Below are 20,195 nucleotides of genomic sequence, written 5' to 3'. Positions count from 1 at the left end.
CTAATACCATTATGTCCCACACCTATTGCAATCTATAACTAACTTTCAATTCTACTTTAATATTTTATCCCATAACTAGTCATTTTAATACTTCCACTCACCCTGTGAAAGCGACTGTCACCAAATCAAAGATTTGGGATATCTGCTTGCACACAGCGAAAGCGACTATCACCAAATCAAAGATTTGGGATATCTGCTTTTCTTCAAGTGTACGCCGTGGGCGGTTACGTCACTAGATAATAATTTTTCATAAAGGATAACACCTTCCTAAGTGATGAAACACTAAGAAGTCTGTTAATAAGCATCAGATAGAGTTAAAACTCCATCTGATGCTTAGAAATCTGATTATAAGTATATTAGCAGATTATTTGAAGTATCGCTCACTTCAATCTGACAAATATATTATTGGTATATTTTACTTTATATAAATAGATTAACATTCGAATCTTCTGCTTCTCCTAGATAATATCCTACACCACCTACTTTAACTCCATCTATTAGTTCTTCTTGTTTAAGTCCCATTACATCCATACTCATCTGACATGCAACTATTTCTATTCCACTGTCAATAGCTGCTTTAATTAGCTCATCCAGTGAAGAAACATTTTTATTTCTCATTACCATTTTCATCATTTTTGTACCCATTCCAAGCATATTCATTTTGGAAAGTTTTAATCTTTTAGCCCCTCTAGGCATCATAAATCCAAACATCCTATCCATAAATCCCTTTGAAACACTAACTTTTTCATGCTTTCTTAAAATATTAAGTCCCCAGAAGGTAAAAAACATTGTAACTTTTTTACCCATAGCAGCTGCTCCGTTAGCTATTATAAAGGACGCTAAAGCTTTATCCAAATCTCCACTAAACACAACTAATGTTTTATTGTCTTTCTGTGCAATGGTGCCATTATTAACTGGTTCACTATTTCGAGCTGCTTGTTTTTTATTACCTTTTCTTATAAAAGCTATTATATTACCTTTATCTTTTTCCCTGCTAAGGAGTTCATTATTAGTTCTTTCACACCAAGATTTTATATCCTCATAAAATCCCTGATCTGATGCCATTACCTTTAATACTTCTCCTTCTTTCATATCCTCTATATTACTATTAACACGCATTAAAGGTCCTGGGCAGCATATTCCACAAGCATCAAGATTTTTGTCAAAGTATCCTTTTTTATATGCTTCATCAGCTTCTTTATATTCATTTAAATTGCTCTCTAAACTTACATTAGATTTTTTTCCTCTTAAATCCATAGAGCCACCTTCACCACTATTATTCATTACAACATCTCCTGGTTTAAACTTACTCATAGTATAGGTTTTATATCCACCTGTTAAGTTCTTGACTTTAAATCCATTTGCCCTTAAAATTCTTGCAGCTATATACCCTCTAAGTCCTACTTGACAATAAACTAATATTTCTTTGCTTTTATCCAGTTCATTCATTCTAGCTCTTATATCTTCTGAAGGTATATTTATAGATCCTTCTATGCTGCCGTTACTGCATTCTAATTCAGTCCTTACATCAACAAGCTGTGTTTTATCCTTATCTCTATTATCTATATTATCTGGAAATATTATTTCATCTTTGCCACTTAAAACGTTTTCTGCAATAAATCCAGCCATATTTACAGGATCTTTAGCTGAAGAATAAGGCGGCGCATATGCAAGTTCCAATTCTGTTAAATCGTAAACCGTTCCACCAAGCCTCATAGTAACGGCTATATCATCTATTCTCTTATCTACTCCAGCATATCCAAAAGCTTGAGCTCCTAGTATCTTTCCCACCTTATTAAAAATAAGCTTTATTGTCATTGGTACTGCACCTGGATAGTAGCCAGCGCTTGAATTAGGATGAAGATATATAGCCTTATATGGTATGTTCTTTGCTTTTAATGTTCTCTCGTTATTTCCTGTGCTTGAACCTGTCAATCCAAATACTTTAATAATTGATGTGCCCATAGTTCCTTTATAAATTGAATTTAAACCACATACATTATCTGCTGCAATTCTTCCCTGCTTATTTGCTGGCCCAGCGAGTGCAATAGCAGTTTTACTTCTATTTACAAAATCAACTACTTCAATAGCATCTCCTACTGCATATACCCCTTTCACGCTGGTTTCCATTTTATTATTTACTATTATATGACCTTTAGGTCCGAACTCTATTCCTGACTCTTTTAAAAATGCTGTGTCTGGTTTTACACCTATTGCAAGTATAACTATATCTGAATACAAAGTTTTTCCACTGTTTAGAATTACATTTACTCCTGCTCCATCTTCTTTAAATTCTTTAACCCCATCGTTTAATACAATTCCTACACCGTTATCCTCTAATTCTTTCTCTGCAAAAGTTACCATCTCTGAATCAAAAGGCGCTAATATATGTGGTGCCCCTTCAACTAAAGCTACATTTAAGCCTCTCTCTTTGAGGTTTTCTGCCATTTCAACACCAATAAATCCTCCACCAATAACAACTGCATTTTTTACACTCTCTTTATCTACATAAGCTTTTATTCTATCGGTATCAGGTACATTTCTTAGTGTAAATATCTTATCACTTTTTATTCCAGGAATAGGAGGCTTAACTGGAGTTGCTCCTGGTGATAAAATTAAATAATCGTAGTTTTCTTCATACTCTCCCTTGTCTTTACTACTAACCTTTACTTTTTTACTTTTAGTATCTACTGTTATTACTTCACTATTTACTCTAACATCAATATTGAAACTTGCCTTCATGGCCTCAGGAGTTTGCACTAACAGCTTTTCTCTTTCCTTTATAGTTTCTCCAATATAGTAAGGTAATCCACAATTTGCAAAAGATATATACTCTCCTTTTTCAAATAATATTATTTCTGCATTTTCATCAAGTCTTCTAAGTCTAGCAGCAGCGGATGCTCCTCCAGCCACTCCACCAACTATCACTATTTTTTTCATATATATTTCCTCCAATCATTACATTCTACGTTATCTAAAAGACCTTTTTCTATACAACCGGATGTGCTAATAATTTAAGTATCTCAGCAGTTGCATTATATCTATTAAAATTCTTATCTATAATTTTTCCCTTCTCTTCAAATATCATGTATGATATTGTATTTATATATTGAGATATAACGATATAAATATCATAATTTTTACTAAAACAGATCTTTTTCATTATACTTTAAATTTTAGTCCATAATGTTCAGTATTAACATTTACTTCTTCTAAAAATGTAAAATCTAAATTTTCAACTATATTCCTTAATTCTTCCTTTGATATTCTTTCATTTACAGGTGGTCCATCTTTCATATCTCTTTTATCCCAATCAATTATATAAACATATCCTTTATTTTTTAGTACTCTTTTTGCTTCAGTGAAAAATCTTACCTTATCCTCTATTTCATGAACAACATTACATACAAAAACATAATCAATAGAACTATCTTCTACCGGGAAAGAATATTCTTCACTCTTTTTAAATTCTATATTAGATATATCTCCTGCTTTTTCTCGCGCAATATCAAGAATTTCTGTCATTATATCTACACCAATTACATTTCCATTAGTAATAATTTTTGATGCTGATATAGTAAAATAACCTATGCCGCAACCTATATCAATTAATGTACCTTTATCCCCTATCTTGAACTTTTTTAAAGTTTCTTCAGGAGGCATACTCTCTCTTCTTTTTGGATTATCCAATTTCTCTAACTTTTTAATATCAAATTTATGCATTTAACCACTCCCTTCATTCAACAGTTGTTTATATTTTTAACATGAAGAAGAATTTGGACTACTTATAGTGAATCCTGGGCTAAACCAATTATTTGAATAATCAATAACTGATCCATTTACATATGTTTCAAGATCCAAATTATAAACAATACTCATCCCTTCTACTTTAACAAGTATATCGTCATTATTTTTTAACTCATCCAGAGCTAATTGTAATTTTGGGCCACCTCAGCCATAACCTCCAAAGCTAATCCTTAACATTGCATTTACCATACTCTCATCTTTTTGCTTAATTTTATTAAACTTTTCAACTGCCCGCTTAGTAACCTTAACCATAGTAAATTCACCTTCTTTAATATTTTTATCTTAACCTATATTTACATATAACAAATTGTTTTTTAAGTTAAACTTATATTGCTATATTTAAATATAGCAATATAATAATTAAAAAATTTTCACTATTATTTATTTAAAATATGATTTAAGCCTTCAAAAGTATGTTCTATAATTTCTGCACACGCTATACCATTCCTCTTTAAATTTTTACATGTTTCTGCACCATATTTTTGTTTTACATCTTGCATTAATTCTTTTGTAAGCACTCTCGCTTCATTTTTTTCTGTACCATTCTTTCTTCCCTTTATAAACCCAATGATTACAGCTGCAGCTCCAACAGCTCCACATGTACTTCCAACAGTAAATCCTGTACCCATACCACTGCCAAGGCTTATTGGAATGTTAGTACCATTTTTTTCATTATACGCCTTGATCACAGCTTCTCCACAAGTATATCCTTGCTTATGATATTCTGATGCCTTTGCCATAATGTTACCTCCTAATAAATATATAATGACTTTCTTATATACTTATATTAAGATGTTATCTTATTTTTGTCAATATGCAAACTACATTTAGCATAAATTTTATTTACAATAGTTTTCCTTCAATACTTGAATTACATTAACTATCCTTTCGTCTCTAATAAAATAAGTTATTGTCAATCCACTTTTATTTGAATCCAATATTCTGTTAGCTTTAAGTATTGATAAATGTTGGGACAAAGCTGGTTGAGTCAAATAACTCATTTTTTCATGAAGTTCACTTACTGTCATAGGTTTTTCTATTAAATAGCACACTATCACCAATCTATTTTCATTAGACAATACTCTTAGTAGTTTTGATATTATTTTAGCCTTTTCTATTTCTCGCATTTATATCCTCCCATATTTTTGTGTATAACTATTTCAACTTTTGAACATATAAAATTTTAACTTAATATAAAAATATTGCGACACAACTTTTTAGAGGACAATTGACAGAGGACATAGGACAGTGAAGGTAAGTTTTCTTCCTTATGTCAGAAAACTAATTTATTTTTAAGCTTGTTTTGCTAAAGCAAAACATCGCTTAAGTAGATATCTAAAATCTATGATTTTCAAATAATTACTTACTAAAAGAGTACCTATGAAAAACAAAAGAACATAAGTTTCTTTTAAATTGAAGATTTTTCGTAGCATAGCGGAGAAAAATCATCCTTCACTGTCCTCTTAAAAAAATTACGTCGTAATTTTTTTAGACTGCGGAAAGTTACGTAACTATATAAGTACTTTATTATATTATTGTTTTATTTAAATTTTGTCAATATGTGCATAGCATAATTCAGATCTATTTCTTTGTTTTTACTGAAACATATAAAATTTCTGAAGCATTTAACCCAGCATAAAATACGTTCTCAACATTAGAAATATTATAACTTTTAAGCTGTTTCTTAACCCATTTTTCATCATGATTAGCCAATTTTAAATTATCGTACATTATCTTACCATCAACAATTATATCACTCATTAATCCAGTATAGTTTGTTGAAATATTTAAATCACCGGTTGTCACTGGCTGTTTATTTACTTTAGGGAGTACAGTTAATTCTCCATCACTCTCCATAACTGCAAGTGCCACATCATCTATATTAAATATATTTTTTTCTCTTAATTGCATCATTAATTTATCTATGGTAATCTTTACTTTGTTTAAATTGTAATCTAATAGCTTGCCATTATTTATTAGTATAATCGGCTCCCCATCTACTAATTTTCTAAACTTAATACTTTTAATATCTAAATAATCTGAAATTACCACCATCATAGTAATAACAACTGCTGAAATTGAAGCTAATATTGGCGATTCTTGTGAACCCAATGCTATCCTTACTGCAATAGACCCCAGTGTAATTCCAACTATAAAATCAAAAAATGTTATTCTAGATATCATTTTTCTTCCAATAATTCTTCCCAGAACCAACAAAATAATGTAAGTACAAATGCTTCTAAAAACTATTTCTATAACTTTTACTGTCATAACACACTCCTATATAAATATTTTCATATTTATATATTCACTTCCTCATAATAAAATATTCATAAAAAAATCCGTAAGAATGTGTTTTCCTACGAATCTCTTTATCCTTTTTTTATTACTCAACCACTATAATATCTTTGCTGTATTTATTTAAAACCTCACAGCCATCTTTCGTAACAAGTACCAAATCCTCTATTCTTACTCCTACTTCACCTGGTATATAAATACCTGGTTCAATTGAAAATATCATACCAGGTTGTACCTTATCGCTATTTGCAGAAGAAACATCACCTAAATCATGACATTCTATTCCTATAGAGTGCCCAGTTCTATGTGTAAAGTACTTACCATAACCTTTTCCATTTATATAATCTCTTGCAGCTTTATCTATATCGCAAAATCTTACCCCAGGTTTAACCGCTTCAATTCCCCTTTTATTGGCCTCTAAAACTGTATTATATACCTTTTTACTATTTTCAGGAACATATTTATAAAATACGGTTCTCGTCATGTCAGAACAATAGGAATCTTTAACACATCCAATATCTATAGTTACAGCTTCTCCTTCTTTAAGTATGGAATTATCTATCTCATGATGAGGATCAGCTGCATTTATTCCATACGCCACAATAGGATCAAAAGAAAAACCTTCTGCTCCTAAACTTTCATATATATTTTCTAAAGCTTTTCCCATCTTCTTTTCTGTATAACCTTCAGGAATCAGTTTTATTAACTTGTCTATAGCCTCATCATTCAGCCTGGATGCTTCTCTCATTAAATTTCTTTCATCATTATCTTTACACATTCTTATTCGATCAATTATTTCAGAACCATTTACAAAATTGCTGCCAGCTTTCAATTCCATTAATCTCAAAAGAAACCTTGCAGGCCAATTCTTGTCTATACCTATAGGTAATTTTTTATCTGTATATTTTGAGATTATCTCCACAGCATCATCTGTATCTTTAAACCAAATCTTATCTACCCCTATGTCTTTTTCTAGCGGAAATAATTCATTTATAAATAATTTCTTATCCCCATTTATATTTAAATAAAGTACAAGTAATCTTTCCCCTGGATGTATCCACTTTCCAGTTAAATAAAATATGGATGCTGGATCTGATACAATAAGCTGCGGTACATTTTGAGATTTCATTTTTTCTAATACCTTGCTCAGTCTATCTATTTTCATGTCGATTTCATCCCCTATAATTTTAATTAAAATTATATATCCTATAGGGTTTGCAGCTTGAAAGTTGTCTTGCACTCCAGATATTTTTTACAACCTTCAGCTCGTTAAATATTTTGACAAGGCTAAGTAAAAAATTGTAGAAATATGCCTGTGTATAAGTTCAAATTTCAATTGAAACCCTTATATACTATATAATTATAGATTTATTTTATTCTAAAAACAATAAAATCACAATTTAATTATACTGTACTACATTCGAATTAACTATTATTTTAGCTATTTCATTATGGATCTCTTTTGACACATGTATCCCATCATCTAAGAAATATTCTTTTATTTTTCCATTTACAGCTAAAATAGTTCCTACATCTATAACTGCAATATTTTTCTTTTTGCCATATTCAACTAACAGTTCCCGTAATTTGTCCAAACCTTGGTCAACTTCCCTATAATCCCTATCTTTAAACCATGTCTTTTCTACAATATCATCTTTAACCGGCAGAGGTGTTAAAACTATAGGAATAAATTTATTTTTTTCACACATTTGAACCATCATATCTATATTTTCTAAAATATCATTCATACTGGTATTTAAAAATACATCATTAGTTCCCCCCATAATTAAAACTTTAGATGGTTTAAATTCTACAACATCTTTTTCAAATCTTTCTTTCATTTCACCTGTTGTATTACCTGGTATACCTTTATTAATAATCTTTTCTCTTATTTTTTCAGATAACACACTAACCCAGCTCTCCGTTTTACGAACCCTAAAACCAAAAGTTATGCTGTCTCCAATACATACAATGCTCATTTGATTTTCACCTTCCTCTTACAACATCTTTGCTATTAAAAACATAGTTTTCATTCCAAGAGAAGTGAATTTTTCCTCATATTCTGTAACTACATTTTTAGTAAAATCACTGCTGTGAAGATCATAAGTAAGATACTTTACTTCAAAATCATTTTCCTTGAAATATTCCTGGGATTCTTCAAAAAGCTCTGTGTCATCCGTTTTAAACCATATTTCACTACCCAGTTTTAAAAATTTTCTATACCTATTCAAAAATACAGTATGGGTAAGTCTTCTTTTCTTTTGTCTTCTCTTAGGCCAAGGATTACAAAAATTTATGTATATCCTGCTTATCTCGTCTTTATCGAAAACTTCCTCAATTTGAGATATGTTCATAGGCATTATCCTTGCATTTGTAACTTCATCTTCTTGAAGCTTTTTAAGTGCATATATTAAAACTTCATCTTTTAAATCAATGCCTATATAATTTATATTAGTATTGTTTAACGCCTGAGTGCACAAGAATTTTCCCCTTCCGCAGCCTAGCTCCAAATATATATCATTCTGATTTTTAAACTCTTCTTTCCATTTTCCCTTATACTTTTGTGGTTCTGTTATAGTTAAAGAACTAGCTTCCATTTCAGGTCTAGCCCACCATTTTTTTCTAAGTCTCATACTCTAAATTCCTTTCCAAATTTTTAATCACAAAATAAATTATCTATTTAAATTACAAAACTGTCAATGCTATTATATAAATATTGTTTTTTCTATACTATTAAAGTTTTTTCTACAATATACGATAATAATAAGTAAAATATTATACTATTCAGGTTGTGAAAATTATGGATTACTTTATAGAAGAACTAAAAAACAAAAAGATAATTAACACTGATGATATAAAAACAATGCAAGAATACATTAATAAAAAATATTTTAAAATTTCATCCAGCGAAAAAGCAAAAATGCTTTCCAACACAATACACCATATTTTAGATACAAATCTAAAGGAACTTCCAGAAAGTTATAGACAAGCTGTAAAAATAAACACTTTGAAAAATGCCTTCTCTAAAAATAAAGCCTCAATTTTCATGTATGATGTATTTCTCTGCTGTATTAAAATCGAACCTTTAAGGAAAAATTTTATAAAAGAAATTACCAGTTGGATAAATGCAAACATAGAAAATGCAGTTGAAGAAAAAGATTTAAACAACTATTTAGGGATAACAAATCCAAAAATGAATCCTGTTACAGATGAAAACCTAAACAATAAAATAACTGAGCTTGTTAGTCCTAATAAACCTATTGAAACTACAACCGCTCCCACTATACCTTTTAAGTTAAAACTTAACAAAAAACTTCTAATACTTTCTGCAATTATATTTTTTATTTTAATTTCTCAGGTATTAGGACAAGTTTTTTTTCAAAAAAGCCTATTTAAAACTCCTTTTTATATAGCCAGTACTTCTGAAAGTGAAAATAGCTATTTAAAAGATTTAGTTAACCAAATAACTTTAAAAAATGCTAAAAAAAATTTTCCAAATGTATATCTTCCTGAATATTTGAAATATCAAACAATAGATGAAGATAAATTGAAATCCTACTTAAGCAGCCGCAATTCACTCCTAGGCAAAGATCCATATTTCTCTACTATAATGAGTACTGCAAGAGAATTCAATTTAAACCCAATTTTATTATTTGCTATAACAGGACAAGAACAGGACTTCGTACCTGTAAATACTCCAAGTGCCTCTAAAATAGCTAATAACCCTTTTAACGTATATCACAGTTGGCAGGAATATAATACTGATATAAAAGATTCTTCAAGAATAGCTGCACGAACCATTATAAACCTATCGGAAAATAGGCCAAATGAAAACAACCCTTTTATGTGGATAGGTAAAAAATATGCAGAAGATTCAAATTGGGGTAATGGAGTCCAAGCCATATTTGAGGAAATAAACAATTACTTTGCACTTCACAGCAAAAAATAATAGAAAGATTGTAAATAAAAAACAAATTTACAATCTTCCTCTGTTTATCTGATGATACTATTTGCAATGGTCATAAGTTTGGAGTATATAGCCATTGATGGAATACCTACCACATAGTTTGCAATTGGTGTAGCTACAAATATAAGAAGTATAATAAGCTGATACCTATATAAAGTATCTGATATATTATAGTAAAAGGAAGGAAACAAATCCCTTAGTATATGAAATCCATCTAATCCAGGTATAGGTATTAAATTGAACACAAACAGCATACAATTTATATTTACTACATACAATACAATTTTAACTACTATATTTGAAACTAAATTGTAATTACTAGATGAAAATATAAATTTGTACAAAAACACTGTCAAAAGTGCAGCTAAAAATGCTATTACTAAATTGGCCAAAGGACCTGCCGCAGAAACTTTTAAATCATCTTTATTTCTATTTTTAAAGGCATTTGGATTGATTTCAACTGGCTTTGCCCATCCAAACCCTACAAGTAATATCATTATAAAACCTATAATGTCTATATGTGCAAATGGATTTAAAGTAAGTCTTCCTTGAAATTTAGCTGTTTTATCTCCTAATCTATCTGCCACAAAGGCGTGAGCAACTTCATGAAATGTAAGCCCTATAAGTATTCCTGGTATAATAAGTATCTTATTCAATATCATTTCATTCAAATAATTTCATCCCCTCTTTTTACTAATTTAGCGTTACCTTTTGTAACTTTCCATCATTTATTGATGCAATTCCACCTTCATATATTTGCACAAAATTTCCTTTGTATACATATTGTTTTCCACTTGTAACTTCTGTAACAATTCCTTTTAAATTGTCATTTATGTATATTTTGCCTGAAGGCATAACAAACACATCATCCTTACTTACAGATTGGCCCAAATTTATGTTTTGATAATTACTTCCGCTATCATTTATAGTTCCACAGTAGATGTTTGATATTTTATTATCCTTTTCATCAGCTATGTATATTTTATCATTTTCATCTACTCCTATCCAAACAGGATTTTCTACCCCATTTATCATAAGTGACCTATCATCACCTGTAACATATATCTTACTGTATACTTTATCTTCATATATAAGTTTATCATCTAAAGATAATATTCCCATATTACCTACCATATAAGATCTCGTAGCTACTTTCTGCATTTCATTCATTATGTCAATTCTATATATATTTGTTCTTTTTCCACTATTTTCCATCTTAACGTATATGACATTAGTAAAAGGAGATTCTTCTATATCATCAATTTTAGCTTTTTCATCTGTCCAATCCAGTGCTTTTATATTTTCTTTTATATCCTTACCAGCTTCATAATATGACAATTCAAATTTTGAACCATCATCAGAACTTTCTTTTTCTGCTATAAGTATTCTATTCCTATCTTTTTGCCATTTATAAAAAGATACCTTGACTCCATCTTTAAATTCTATATTTTTTTCATTTCCGTCCTTTGTATCCACTACTTTCAAAACATTTGATTCACAATATGCCAGATACCTACCATCAAAGGAAACACTAATATTATTAGCATCTGCTGGTACCTTTATAACAACATCTGCTTTTTTTGGCTCACTCTTTACAATTTTTTTGGTTTTTATCTCTGTTTGAGAGGATAAAAAATAATTATTTATATAAAATAATCCTGCAAACTGTACTATAAGAGATATAATCATCCAAACAGTAATTTTCTTGAAAATTTTCATCCTTTACTCCCCTTTAATATTGTCTAATAATCTTCTATGGCTTTACATAAATAGCTGATGGCACTGATCTCTCACCTAGAGGATCACAAGTGTTGTTTATTACATCTCCTTCATAATACATAGTTGAAGAAGAACCTCCATCTAAATTTGTAGCATTTACTGCACCATATTGAAGCATTATATTTTGAACATCCTTTAGGGAAGCACCAATACTTTTAGTTTGTCGTCCATCTATAACAAGAAATAAAATAGCACCATCTGACCTTTGTCCTATTGCAGTCCTAGGAGCTATTCCCCAACCGCCGTCACCAGATTTTATGGTACCTTCTCCACCCACTACTAAGGCAGGTTCAAAAGATATGGCTTCTGTAACATTCCTCTCTTTCAGTTCGTTTAAGCTGTGATGTCCTACTATAAGTTCCCCTTTATTTGTAAGTGCCATTACACCTCTTGATTTATCATCAGGATCAGTTATATCATTGGCAACAATATTGCCATCACTCATAAGTACACCTGTAGGTTTTCCTCCTGTACCAGTCCACTTACTGTCACTAGAAGAACTATCTGTAAAACCTCCTCCATTTATAGCAGCTACAGCATTATGGTCTTTTGCTATTTGACTTGTAAGTTCTCCAGCTACGCCTAATTTTTTACTATATCCTACCTTGACTCTAGTCGGATCGTGTATTATAAGCATATATCCTTTAAACTTTTTTCCATCACTTATTTCTTCCCTTTCTATACTACTATCATGCTTATTTTCAAATTTTAAAGGTGAATTATCTTTTTCTATATTTTTAGGTTTGTTTTCACTTAGTATTTTTTGTATTTCACTATCTGATAAAAATATCTTTGCTATGTACTGATGGCTCAAAGTAGTCATGGCTGCACCCACCACTGTTTTCTTCACATTTTCAAAAGGACCATAAAATACTAAAAATGGAGCAGTCATCCCGGTAAATACAAACTCAAATAATATGAAACACAGTATGAGTTTCCAAACTGGCCGTTTCTTTTTGCCTTCAATTTTCCCCTTCTTCATATGTTGAAACCTTTCCTTTCTAAAAATTATATCCTTCAATATTGTACAATAAATGATAAAAATTTTAAATAGAAATAATTATAAACATACTAAAAATTTTATATAATATAAAGGTCTAAATAAAAAAATCACTCTGGTGTTCAGTATACAACCCATTTCCTAACACCAAAGTGCTCCTACATAAAGTTTTAAATTATAAATATATTTTTACAATTTTCGTTCTATTTCAAAAATTAAATTCCCTATTTACAGTCTTTTTGATGCCTCATATGCAAGAGGAGATCTCTCACATTCATCATGTTTCAAAGTTATTTGATAACATAACTTGCTTCCCTTCATCTTTTCCGAAGCGTAACACAAGCCATTAGACCTCGAATCTAAAAAAGCTTGATCTATTTGCTCTGGATCCCCTACTAAAAGCAGCTTTGTACCCACTCCAACTCTCGTTATAATTGCTTTCACCTGTTTTGGAGTTAGATTCTGAGCTTCGTCAATTACAAGCCAATTTTTCACAATAGATCTTCCTCTTAAATAACCTACTGCCTCTGTAGTTATAATTCCCCTGTCAAATAATTCCCTTATTTTATCAGCTAATTCCTTTTCATTTTTATATCTTTCTTTTTCATCAGAATCCACTAATATTTCTAGATTGTCTAATATCGGTCTCATAAAAGGCGATATTTTTTCCTGTTCTGTACCTGGAAGAAATCCTATATCTTCATCCATAGTAACATTAGGTCTACATACAAGCATCTTTCTATACTTTCCTTTGTCTTCCTCCATTATACTGTGGAGACCTACTGCCAGTGAAAATAAAGTTTTTGCAGTTCCTGCAGGGCCTTTTATTATCACAAGCGGCGCCTTTTCTGCATTTGTTAAAAGTGCCTCTAACATAAATTTTTGTCCTACATTTCTTGGAACTATTCCAAGAGGTGTACTATCCTTAAAACAAAGTGAAACTATTTCTTTACCATCAAATCTTCCAAGGGCAGTCTGTTTAGGATTACTTAAACAATGTATTATAATAAACTCGTTTACATAAAGAGGTGGTTCAAAGTATTCTGCATTATCCTCATTATAACAAGTTATTTTATCGACTTTTATATATTTGTTACTATAAAAGTCTGATATATCCTTTTCAGAAGCATATACATCTATCCTTCCTGTATACTGACTTTCATCTTCGGGAACAACTTTTTCATAAAAATCTTCTACCTCTATATTTATTATATCAGCCTTAATTCTTTCAAATATGTCCTTTGTTATCAAACATACATTTTCACCACTTTCTTTAAGGCCTTTACACACCTGTATTATTCTGTTATCCGGTTTGCTTTTGTCCCAAGCTGGAGGCAGCTGTACATCATAGTGGTTCATTTCAACCCTTAGTTTTCCACCACCTGGTAAGTCCACTCCTTGGTTAAGTTTACCTCTTTTCCTAAAGTCATCTATAAGCCTAGCTGCATACCTAGCATTGGCACCAAGATCATTTTTATTCTTTTTAAATCCATCTAGTTCTTCCAGCACTACTTCAGGTATAACCACGTCCCCATCATCAAATGTCAATATAGCTCCTGGTGAATACAAAATAACATTGGTGTCTAAAACATAAGTTTTTTTCAAAGCCATTCCTCCCCTCTACCATTATTATAATATATTCATTTAAATATATAAATGAATTAAATTTCATAAACTTTCAAAATATATTTTGAATTATCTACATAAACAGAGTTCTTGGCATCAGATGGAGTTTTGACTCCACCTGATGCTTATTAACAGGATTCTTAGTGCTTCAGCACTTAGAAGGCGTTATCCTTTAGGGGAAATCGTTATCCAGGGACGTAACTGCTCTTTACTCACACTTGGAGAAGTGGGAGTATTAGAGCAGGTAGTCATCGGACAAAAAATAAGCACTAGTGCTTACCAGTGCTTACCTTTTCATAATATAATAATTGGGGATCAAAATATTACGCTATCTTTGTTTCATCGGTATATTGTTAATATTAACTAATATATGTGACAATATGGTGTCAGATATATTAAATATTTATTTACTTTTTTAATACTTTATGAATTAAAATGTTGTCAACTTAAGTATATGAAACAAAATAACAAGTCAAAGATGCAAAATAGGCTAGCATACTGACTAGTTATTTTTTCAATATGTCTTGATTCTAATAAAAAATCTGTACCCTAATTTAGAGTACAGATTTTTTATCATATATTTACTTTAAATTTTGTTCATAAGCCTGAACCATTTTTTTAACCATATTTCCACCTACAGAGCCTGCTTCTCTTGAAGTTAAGTCTCCATTATAACCATTCTTTAAATTTACTCCAACTTCTTTAGCTGACTCCATTTTGAATTGATCTAATGCTGCTTTAGCTTGTGGAACTACTGGATTATTACTATTTGTCATAGTACTCACTCCTTTTTATAGTAAACTTTACTGCTTACATTTAAAGTTTCTACATTTTTAAAAAAATTACTCCAGGTAATTGAATGAATATTTAGTACTTGTTGTAATATGAGCTAATAAGTATAAATATTTTTAAACTTTTTACTTATTTGTAATAATAAAGTAAGCACTGTTAGCTACCAGCACTTACCTCTTTCAATAGATACATATAATTATACTATCCTCATTTTCGCTAAGGTCATTTCCCTAGGACACTATTATATTACCCAATATCTCTAACAATATGACACCATATACATTATGTAAATATTCATAAAAGACAATCTGGATAAAAAATAATCATTTTCATAATAGTAGATTTTATGCTAAATTTTATAAGTTGTGAAGATACTAGATTACAATTACAATTAAATTAGTTACACTATTTAGAATCAATTAGGCATTTGAAAGAAAATAACAAGTCAAAAATAGTCTAGCATACTGACTAGTTATTTCTTTGAAAATGCCTTATAAGGAGCATTGTAAAATGTGGAAAACTTATGAAAGATTTATAATAAATAGCATATTTTTATTTCTAATTTGTTTCTTAATCTTAATACCAGAATCAGTTCACGCTGCTTCTGGACAGGTTTCTAGGATTGGAGAAATTAATAGATATGCAACTGCTGCTAAAAGCGCAACTACAAATTGGACTAGCAGTAAAAATGTAGTGTTGGTGTGTAGTGAAATATATGCAGATGCAGTAAGTGGGGTAACCCTTGCAAGAAAGTTAGATGCTCCTATACTTTTAACTACTTCTAACTTGCTTAATTTATATACTAAATCTGCATTAGACACCTTAAAACCACAAAACATATATATTATAGGAGGAACCTCCTGTGTATCACAAAATATAAGAAATGAACTTAAAAGTTATGGTTACAATTTAATAGAATTAAGTGGAAATAATAGATATGAAACCAATATATCTGTTGCTAATGAATTGGTCAAATTGGGTGTGAATGCCCTAAATGTAATGCTTGTTTCAGGGACAGGATTTTCAGATGCCCTATCAGCTGCACCTATAGCAGCAGCTAAAGGACAAATTCTTTTACTTGGAAGTAATGATGACGACTCAATGGCACCAGTTTTAAACTTTATTAAAAGTAACAATTCAAATGCTACAGTTATTGGTACACAAAACGTATTAAATGAAAATATGTATAATAAAATAGGTGCTGTAAAAAGAGTAAATGGTGGAGCTAACAGATTTGAAACCAATTTAAATATGTTAAATGAATACCAGGATATATTAAAAAATGATAAGCTGTTTATAGCAAATGCAGCCGGAGAAGATTTTCCAGATCCTCTTATAGCCTCTTCCTTAGCCGGTAAATGGTCATCACCATTGGTGCTTGTAGATGGTGATAACTCCCCATCTACAGAGGAAGCATTAAACTACATAAAGAATAAAGTAACTAATTTAACAGACTTAAATGCCATAGGTGGAAAAAACGTTATTTCTGATAATATTATCTCAAAGATAAATAACGCAATCTCCAATGACATAGTTTCAGTAACTACAAATGGACTAAATCAAATTAAAATTACATTCAACACTGAAGTCAACAAAGAAACAGCCGAATCTGTAGGAAACTACCAAATTGATGGAATTGATCTTACTCCCAATATATCTTCAGCTTCGCTGCAGGATGATAATAAAACTGTACTGGTTACCCTGGCAAATCCATATTCACAATATAGAAATGCAATTTTTACTGTAAAAAGCACTGTGCTAGATAAGAATTTAAATGTAATAACATCTAATGTAGAAAAGGAAATTACCTTTTTAGATACAACTACTCCTAAAGTGCAATCATTTACGCTATATGGCAATAATAAACTAATACTTGAATTTTCTGAACCAATAAGAATAAGTACAGATAATCTATCTTCTATGAAAATCAATGGTCAAAGTATAATGGGGCTTGGATTAAATACATCCTTAAGTACTTTTTATGAAAAATCAGAAGTATGGTCAATGGGAGTAGTACTTTATTTTGATATCCCCCTTAAAGAAGGTGTCAATACTTTTAAAATTTCCCGGGGAATTTCAGGTGAAGAGTTTGATAATGCTGCAGGATTTCCTATAGAAGAAACCTCCATAAATTTTGATGTCAATTCGCTAGATGGCAATCCTCAAATTGCAGAAGCTAATTATACTACAGATGGAATTATTTATATAACTTACAATAGATCCATGGATACTAAAACCGCACTTAACATAAACAATTACAAAATAAATGGGAATGCCTTAACTTCCTCTTTCATAAATTTTTGTCAAGGATCAAATGATAAAACAGTTGAAATAAAAGTTCTAAATTCTTTACTAAATATAGGAAGTAACATTTTAAGTATTTCAGATAATGTGAAAGATGCCTATGGAAATAATATTTGTAACGGTTCTAATGCAAGCTTTCAGATTGAAGATAGTACAGTGAAGCCACAAATTACACAATTTGAAATACTCGACAGTCAAACAATAAACATAAAATTCAACCAATATGTAATGAATATATATGCAACCAATAAATCAAATTATAAATTGCTTGATTCTGATGGAACAGACATAAGCTATAAAATTGATGAAATATTACCTGCTACCGGAGTTAACAATGACAATACAAACACCTATACTATGAAATTTACAAAAGATAACGCCCTAACAGGTCTAAACTATACTTTATCCATTAAAAATATTATTGACACTAATTTGAAACCTAATGTGATGGATGATTATACTGTAACTTTCAATGGAATAGATAACATAGATCCCAAAGTTACAGCTATAGTTCAAAAATCAGATAATCCTCAAGAAATAGTTATTTTTTTCAATGAACCCATGGATATAGATTCACTAAAAAATTCTTTAAATTATTATTTTGTAGATGGTACAGGTGATACTGAAGCGTTGCCTTATAATACAGTGATTACTCCTGGTGAAGATAATACTTATGTACTCATTAAATTTCCATCTAATTATATATTAAGCTATGGAACTTCAGAAAATAATGTACTCAAAGTAGGTGTGGAATATGTTAAGGATAAATCTCTAAATACTTTATCAGGAATAGCCTATGTTGATAACATAAGTAGAGATTATAGTACAGGGCCATCCCTTGTTTTAAACACTGTAAAAATTTTTTACGATGGTGATGACCTAAAAGTACAGTTTATTCTAACTTCTGACCTAGACAATTTAAACCTAAATGACTTTAAAATTGCAGGGATGACTCCTGATGGTGGTACTATATCCGGAAGGAAAGTAATTCTTACTTTTGCTAGTGGAATTCAAGATAATGTAAAAATCAACACGGTTAAGTCAGCTGGAGTTAATGCATTACTTACAATTGAAAATCCAATTTCTAAAGATATAGCAGGACGTACACTAAAAGAAGGATCGGACAATGTATATAGCATGCAACTTCCTCCAAGAACTGATTCCAGTTTGTGGTTTGCAAGTAGTGCCAAAGGAACTAACTCTGTAACAATAGCCTTTGATGAAGATATAGATGATAGTATTTATGGATTGTACTATGATGATTTTATATTTACAAATGAGAGCACCGGTGGAAAACTGAATCCTACATCTGTATCCGTAAATGGCAAAAATGTAACTTATAAATTTGAAGACGGCTCTATAAAGTCTGGAGATAAAATTGACATTCATGCTGCATTGTCTCCTGCAGATGTTAACATAAGGAGCAAAAAAGATGCCAGTGGAGAAAATTCTGTGTACATTCCATCAGAATATGATTTGCGAATAAGGACAGTAATTTCAAAGTAAAATTACTTCAATAATTATTTTTTATTTATATTACATTTTTTATTAACAAATTTGCAATTTAAACATAGTATATAATATAAATATTTTTACGGAGGTATTACATGAATATCAATTCTACTAGTGACAGCAGTAGCAAAGAAAATGCTGAAAGCTTCGATGCTCCTCAAAATATATGTCCATATTACTCAATGCCTTATTATGATGAACCAATAGATGACGATTATGAGGACGATTATGAGGACGAAGATCCTGATGAATATGACTTCGATCCTGAAGATGGATATAGACAAGGAGGACGTAGAAAAAGACGTAGACGTAGAAGACGTAGACGTAGAAGAAGACGTAGAATGATGCATAGACCTTTCATGCCGTTCGTATTCCCTGTAATTATGTATGACGATTATGACGACTGGTATTAATATTAAAGGGTAATCTTAGATAGGTACTAGCAAATTGCTAGTACCTATTATTATATATTTTTTAGCAAATCTATATTTCATATAATTGAAACTTATCTCTAACAAGTAAAAGAAATACTCATGCCAAGATTTTCAGCTTTTTCTAAAGCATTAGTATTAGCGATATCACCCTTATCTGCCACTCCCGGAACAGTAATTATTCCTAGGTTGTTCCACTTCAGATAATCAATAATACCTTTATAAGTTTCAATTACTCCATTAAACATACCATCTTCGTTACCTTCTCCACAAACCATAAATACACTTTCCTTTATTTTAAGTGGACGTTTGCAATTAGGTGATACATAAGCATATAGTCTATCTATTGCTGCTTTTATTTGTGATGACATACCAGACCAATATAAAGGTGTTACAAATGCAACCACATCTGCGCTTTCAAGTAGCGGCTCTAATTCACTAAAATCGTCCTGAAATGAACAGGCAGTACCCTTACTCCAGCAGGTATTACAAGCCTTACAACCATTAATATTTTTCATTGCCGTTTCAAATTTTGTTACAATGTGACCTTTGGCCCTAGCACCTTTAATAAATGCATCTGCCATCATTTCACTGTTACCATTTTTTCTTGGGCTTCCTGTAAGTACTAAAATATTTTTAACCATTTTTATCACTCCTTGTAAACATTAACAACTGGTTT

General features: G+C 30.6%; 19 protein-coding genes. 3 read left to right on the top strand and 16 right to left on the bottom strand.

Features of this window, described 5'->3' with window-relative positions; translation table 11 throughout:
• Positions 1–420 precede the first annotated feature (420 nt).
• From WY13_RS01620 to trmB, 10 genes are all read right to left on the bottom strand, one after another.
• The gene (locus tag WY13_RS01620) at positions 421–2,940 is read right to left on the bottom strand and encodes an FAD-dependent oxidoreductase (RefSeq protein ID WP_063553972.1); all 2,520 of its coding nucleotides are present in this window, start codon (positions 2,938–2,940) and stop codon (positions 421–423) included.
• A gap of 49 nt (positions 2,941–2,989) precedes the next feature.
• Positions 2,990–3,163 (bottom strand): hypothetical protein, encoded by a 174-nt coding sequence (locus tag WY13_RS21455; protein ID WP_204377940.1) that lies wholly within the window; start codon positions 3,161–3,163, stop codon positions 2,990–2,992.
• A complete protein-coding gene (locus WY13_RS01615) occupies positions 3,163–3,723 on the bottom strand; it encodes a class I SAM-dependent methyltransferase (RefSeq protein WP_063553971.1) in 561 nt (186 codons plus the stop codon). The genes WY13_RS21455 and WY13_RS01615 overlap by 1 nt, the downstream gene beginning before the upstream one ends.
• Before the next feature lie 36 nt (positions 3,724–3,759).
• Positions 3,760–4,059: a HesB/IscA family protein gene (locus WY13_RS22155; RefSeq protein WP_347459129.1), complete on the bottom strand. Its 300-nt coding sequence runs from the start codon at positions 4,057–4,059 to the stop codon at positions 3,760–3,762.
• 125 nt (positions 4,060–4,184) lie between these two features.
• Positions 4,185–4,547: a C-GCAxxG-C-C family (seleno)protein gene (locus WY13_RS01610; protein WP_063553970.1), complete on the bottom strand. Its 363-nt coding sequence runs from the start codon at positions 4,545–4,547 to the stop codon at positions 4,185–4,187.
• A 99-nt stretch (positions 4,548–4,646) separates the two neighbouring features.
• Positions 4,647–4,934 carry an ArsR/SmtB family transcription factor gene (locus WY13_RS01605; protein WP_063553969.1) on the bottom strand — a complete coding sequence of 96 codons (288 nt, stop codon included), beginning with the start codon at positions 4,932–4,934 and terminating at the stop codon, positions 4,647–4,649.
• A 454-nt stretch (positions 4,935–5,388) separates the two neighbouring features.
• The gene (locus WY13_RS01600) at positions 5,389–6,078 is read right to left on the bottom strand and encodes a DUF421 domain-containing protein (protein WP_063553968.1); all 690 of its coding nucleotides are present in this window, start codon (positions 6,076–6,078) and stop codon (positions 5,389–5,391) included.
• Between the two features lie 115 nt (positions 6,079–6,193).
• Positions 6,194–7,270 (bottom strand): M24 family metallopeptidase, encoded by a 1,077-nt coding sequence (locus WY13_RS01595; protein ID WP_063553967.1) that lies wholly within the window; start codon positions 7,268–7,270, stop codon positions 6,194–6,196.
• Positions 7,271–7,505: 235 nt separating this feature from the next.
• Positions 7,506–8,084 (bottom strand): GDSL-type esterase/lipase family protein, encoded by a 579-nt coding sequence (locus tag WY13_RS01590; RefSeq protein WP_063553966.1) that lies wholly within the window; start codon positions 8,082–8,084, stop codon positions 7,506–7,508.
• Positions 8,085–8,102: 18 nt separating this feature from the next.
• Positions 8,103–8,738: a tRNA (guanosine(46)-N7)-methyltransferase TrmB gene (trmB, locus tag WY13_RS01585; RefSeq protein ID WP_063553965.1), complete on the bottom strand. Its 636-nt coding sequence runs from the start codon at positions 8,736–8,738 to the stop codon at positions 8,103–8,105.
• Positions 8,739–8,905: 167 nt separating this feature from the next.
• Between trmB and WY13_RS01580 the strand changes: the two genes are divergently transcribed.
• Positions 8,906–10,054: a hypothetical protein gene (locus WY13_RS01580; RefSeq protein WP_063553964.1), complete on the top strand. Its 1,149-nt coding sequence runs from the start codon at positions 8,906–8,908 to the stop codon at positions 10,052–10,054.
• Between the two features lie 44 nt (positions 10,055–10,098).
• Here WY13_RS01580 and WY13_RS01575 read toward each other — a convergent pair whose 3' ends face one another.
• The 5 genes from WY13_RS01575 to WY13_RS01555 all read right to left on the bottom strand — a co-directional run bounded on the left by WY13_RS01575 (position 10,099) and on the right by WY13_RS01555 (position 15,253).
• The gene (locus WY13_RS01575) at positions 10,099–10,734 is read right to left on the bottom strand and encodes a site-2 protease family protein (RefSeq protein ID WP_192844971.1); all 636 of its coding nucleotides are present in this window, start codon (positions 10,732–10,734) and stop codon (positions 10,099–10,101) included.
• Positions 10,735–10,765: 31 nt separating this feature from the next.
• Positions 10,766–11,791: a hypothetical protein gene (locus WY13_RS01570; RefSeq protein WP_063553962.1), complete on the bottom strand. Its 1,026-nt coding sequence runs from the start codon at positions 11,789–11,791 to the stop codon at positions 10,766–10,768.
• 34 nt (positions 11,792–11,825) lie between these two features.
• A complete protein-coding gene (locus WY13_RS01565; RefSeq protein WP_063553961.1) occupies positions 11,826–12,833 on the bottom strand; it encodes a phosphodiester glycosidase family protein in 1,008 nt (335 codons plus the stop codon).
• Between the two features lie 246 nt (positions 12,834–13,079).
• The gene (locus tag WY13_RS01560; RefSeq protein WP_063553960.1) at positions 13,080–14,456 is read right to left on the bottom strand and encodes a PhoH family protein; all 1,377 of its coding nucleotides are present in this window, start codon (positions 14,454–14,456) and stop codon (positions 13,080–13,082) included.
• 602 nt (positions 14,457–15,058) lie between these two features.
• Positions 15,059–15,253 (bottom strand): alpha/beta-type small acid-soluble spore protein, encoded by a 195-nt coding sequence (locus WY13_RS01555; protein ID WP_063553959.1) that lies wholly within the window; start codon positions 15,251–15,253, stop codon positions 15,059–15,061.
• A 526-nt stretch (positions 15,254–15,779) separates the two neighbouring features.
• On the opposite strand from WY13_RS01555, the gene WY13_RS01550 reads away from it, so the two are divergent.
• Both WY13_RS01550 and WY13_RS01545 read left to right on the top strand, forming a co-directional pair.
• Positions 15,780–19,079, top strand: a complete 3,300-nt coding sequence (locus WY13_RS01550) for a cell wall-binding repeat-containing protein (RefSeq protein ID WP_063553958.1) — start codon at positions 15,780–15,782, stop codon at positions 19,077–19,079.
• Between the two features lie 101 nt (positions 19,080–19,180).
• Positions 19,181–19,498, top strand: a complete 318-nt coding sequence (locus WY13_RS01545; RefSeq protein ID WP_063553957.1) for a hypothetical protein — start codon at positions 19,181–19,183, stop codon at positions 19,496–19,498.
• Positions 19,499–19,596: 98 nt separating this feature from the next.
• Here WY13_RS01545 and WY13_RS01540 read toward each other — a convergent pair whose 3' ends face one another.
• The gene (locus WY13_RS01540) at positions 19,597–20,160 is read right to left on the bottom strand and encodes a flavodoxin family protein (protein ID WP_063553956.1); all 564 of its coding nucleotides are present in this window, start codon (positions 20,158–20,160) and stop codon (positions 19,597–19,599) included.
• Between the last annotated feature and the right edge of the window lie 35 nt (positions 20,161–20,195).

The sequence above is a fragment of the Clostridium ljungdahlii genome, assembly GCF_001636845.1.
In the GTDB taxonomy this organism is placed as follows: Bacteria; Bacillota; Clostridia; order Clostridiales; family Clostridiaceae; genus Clostridium_B; species Clostridium_B ljungdahlii_A.
This window is presented reverse-complemented; position numbering and strand designations above follow the sequence as displayed.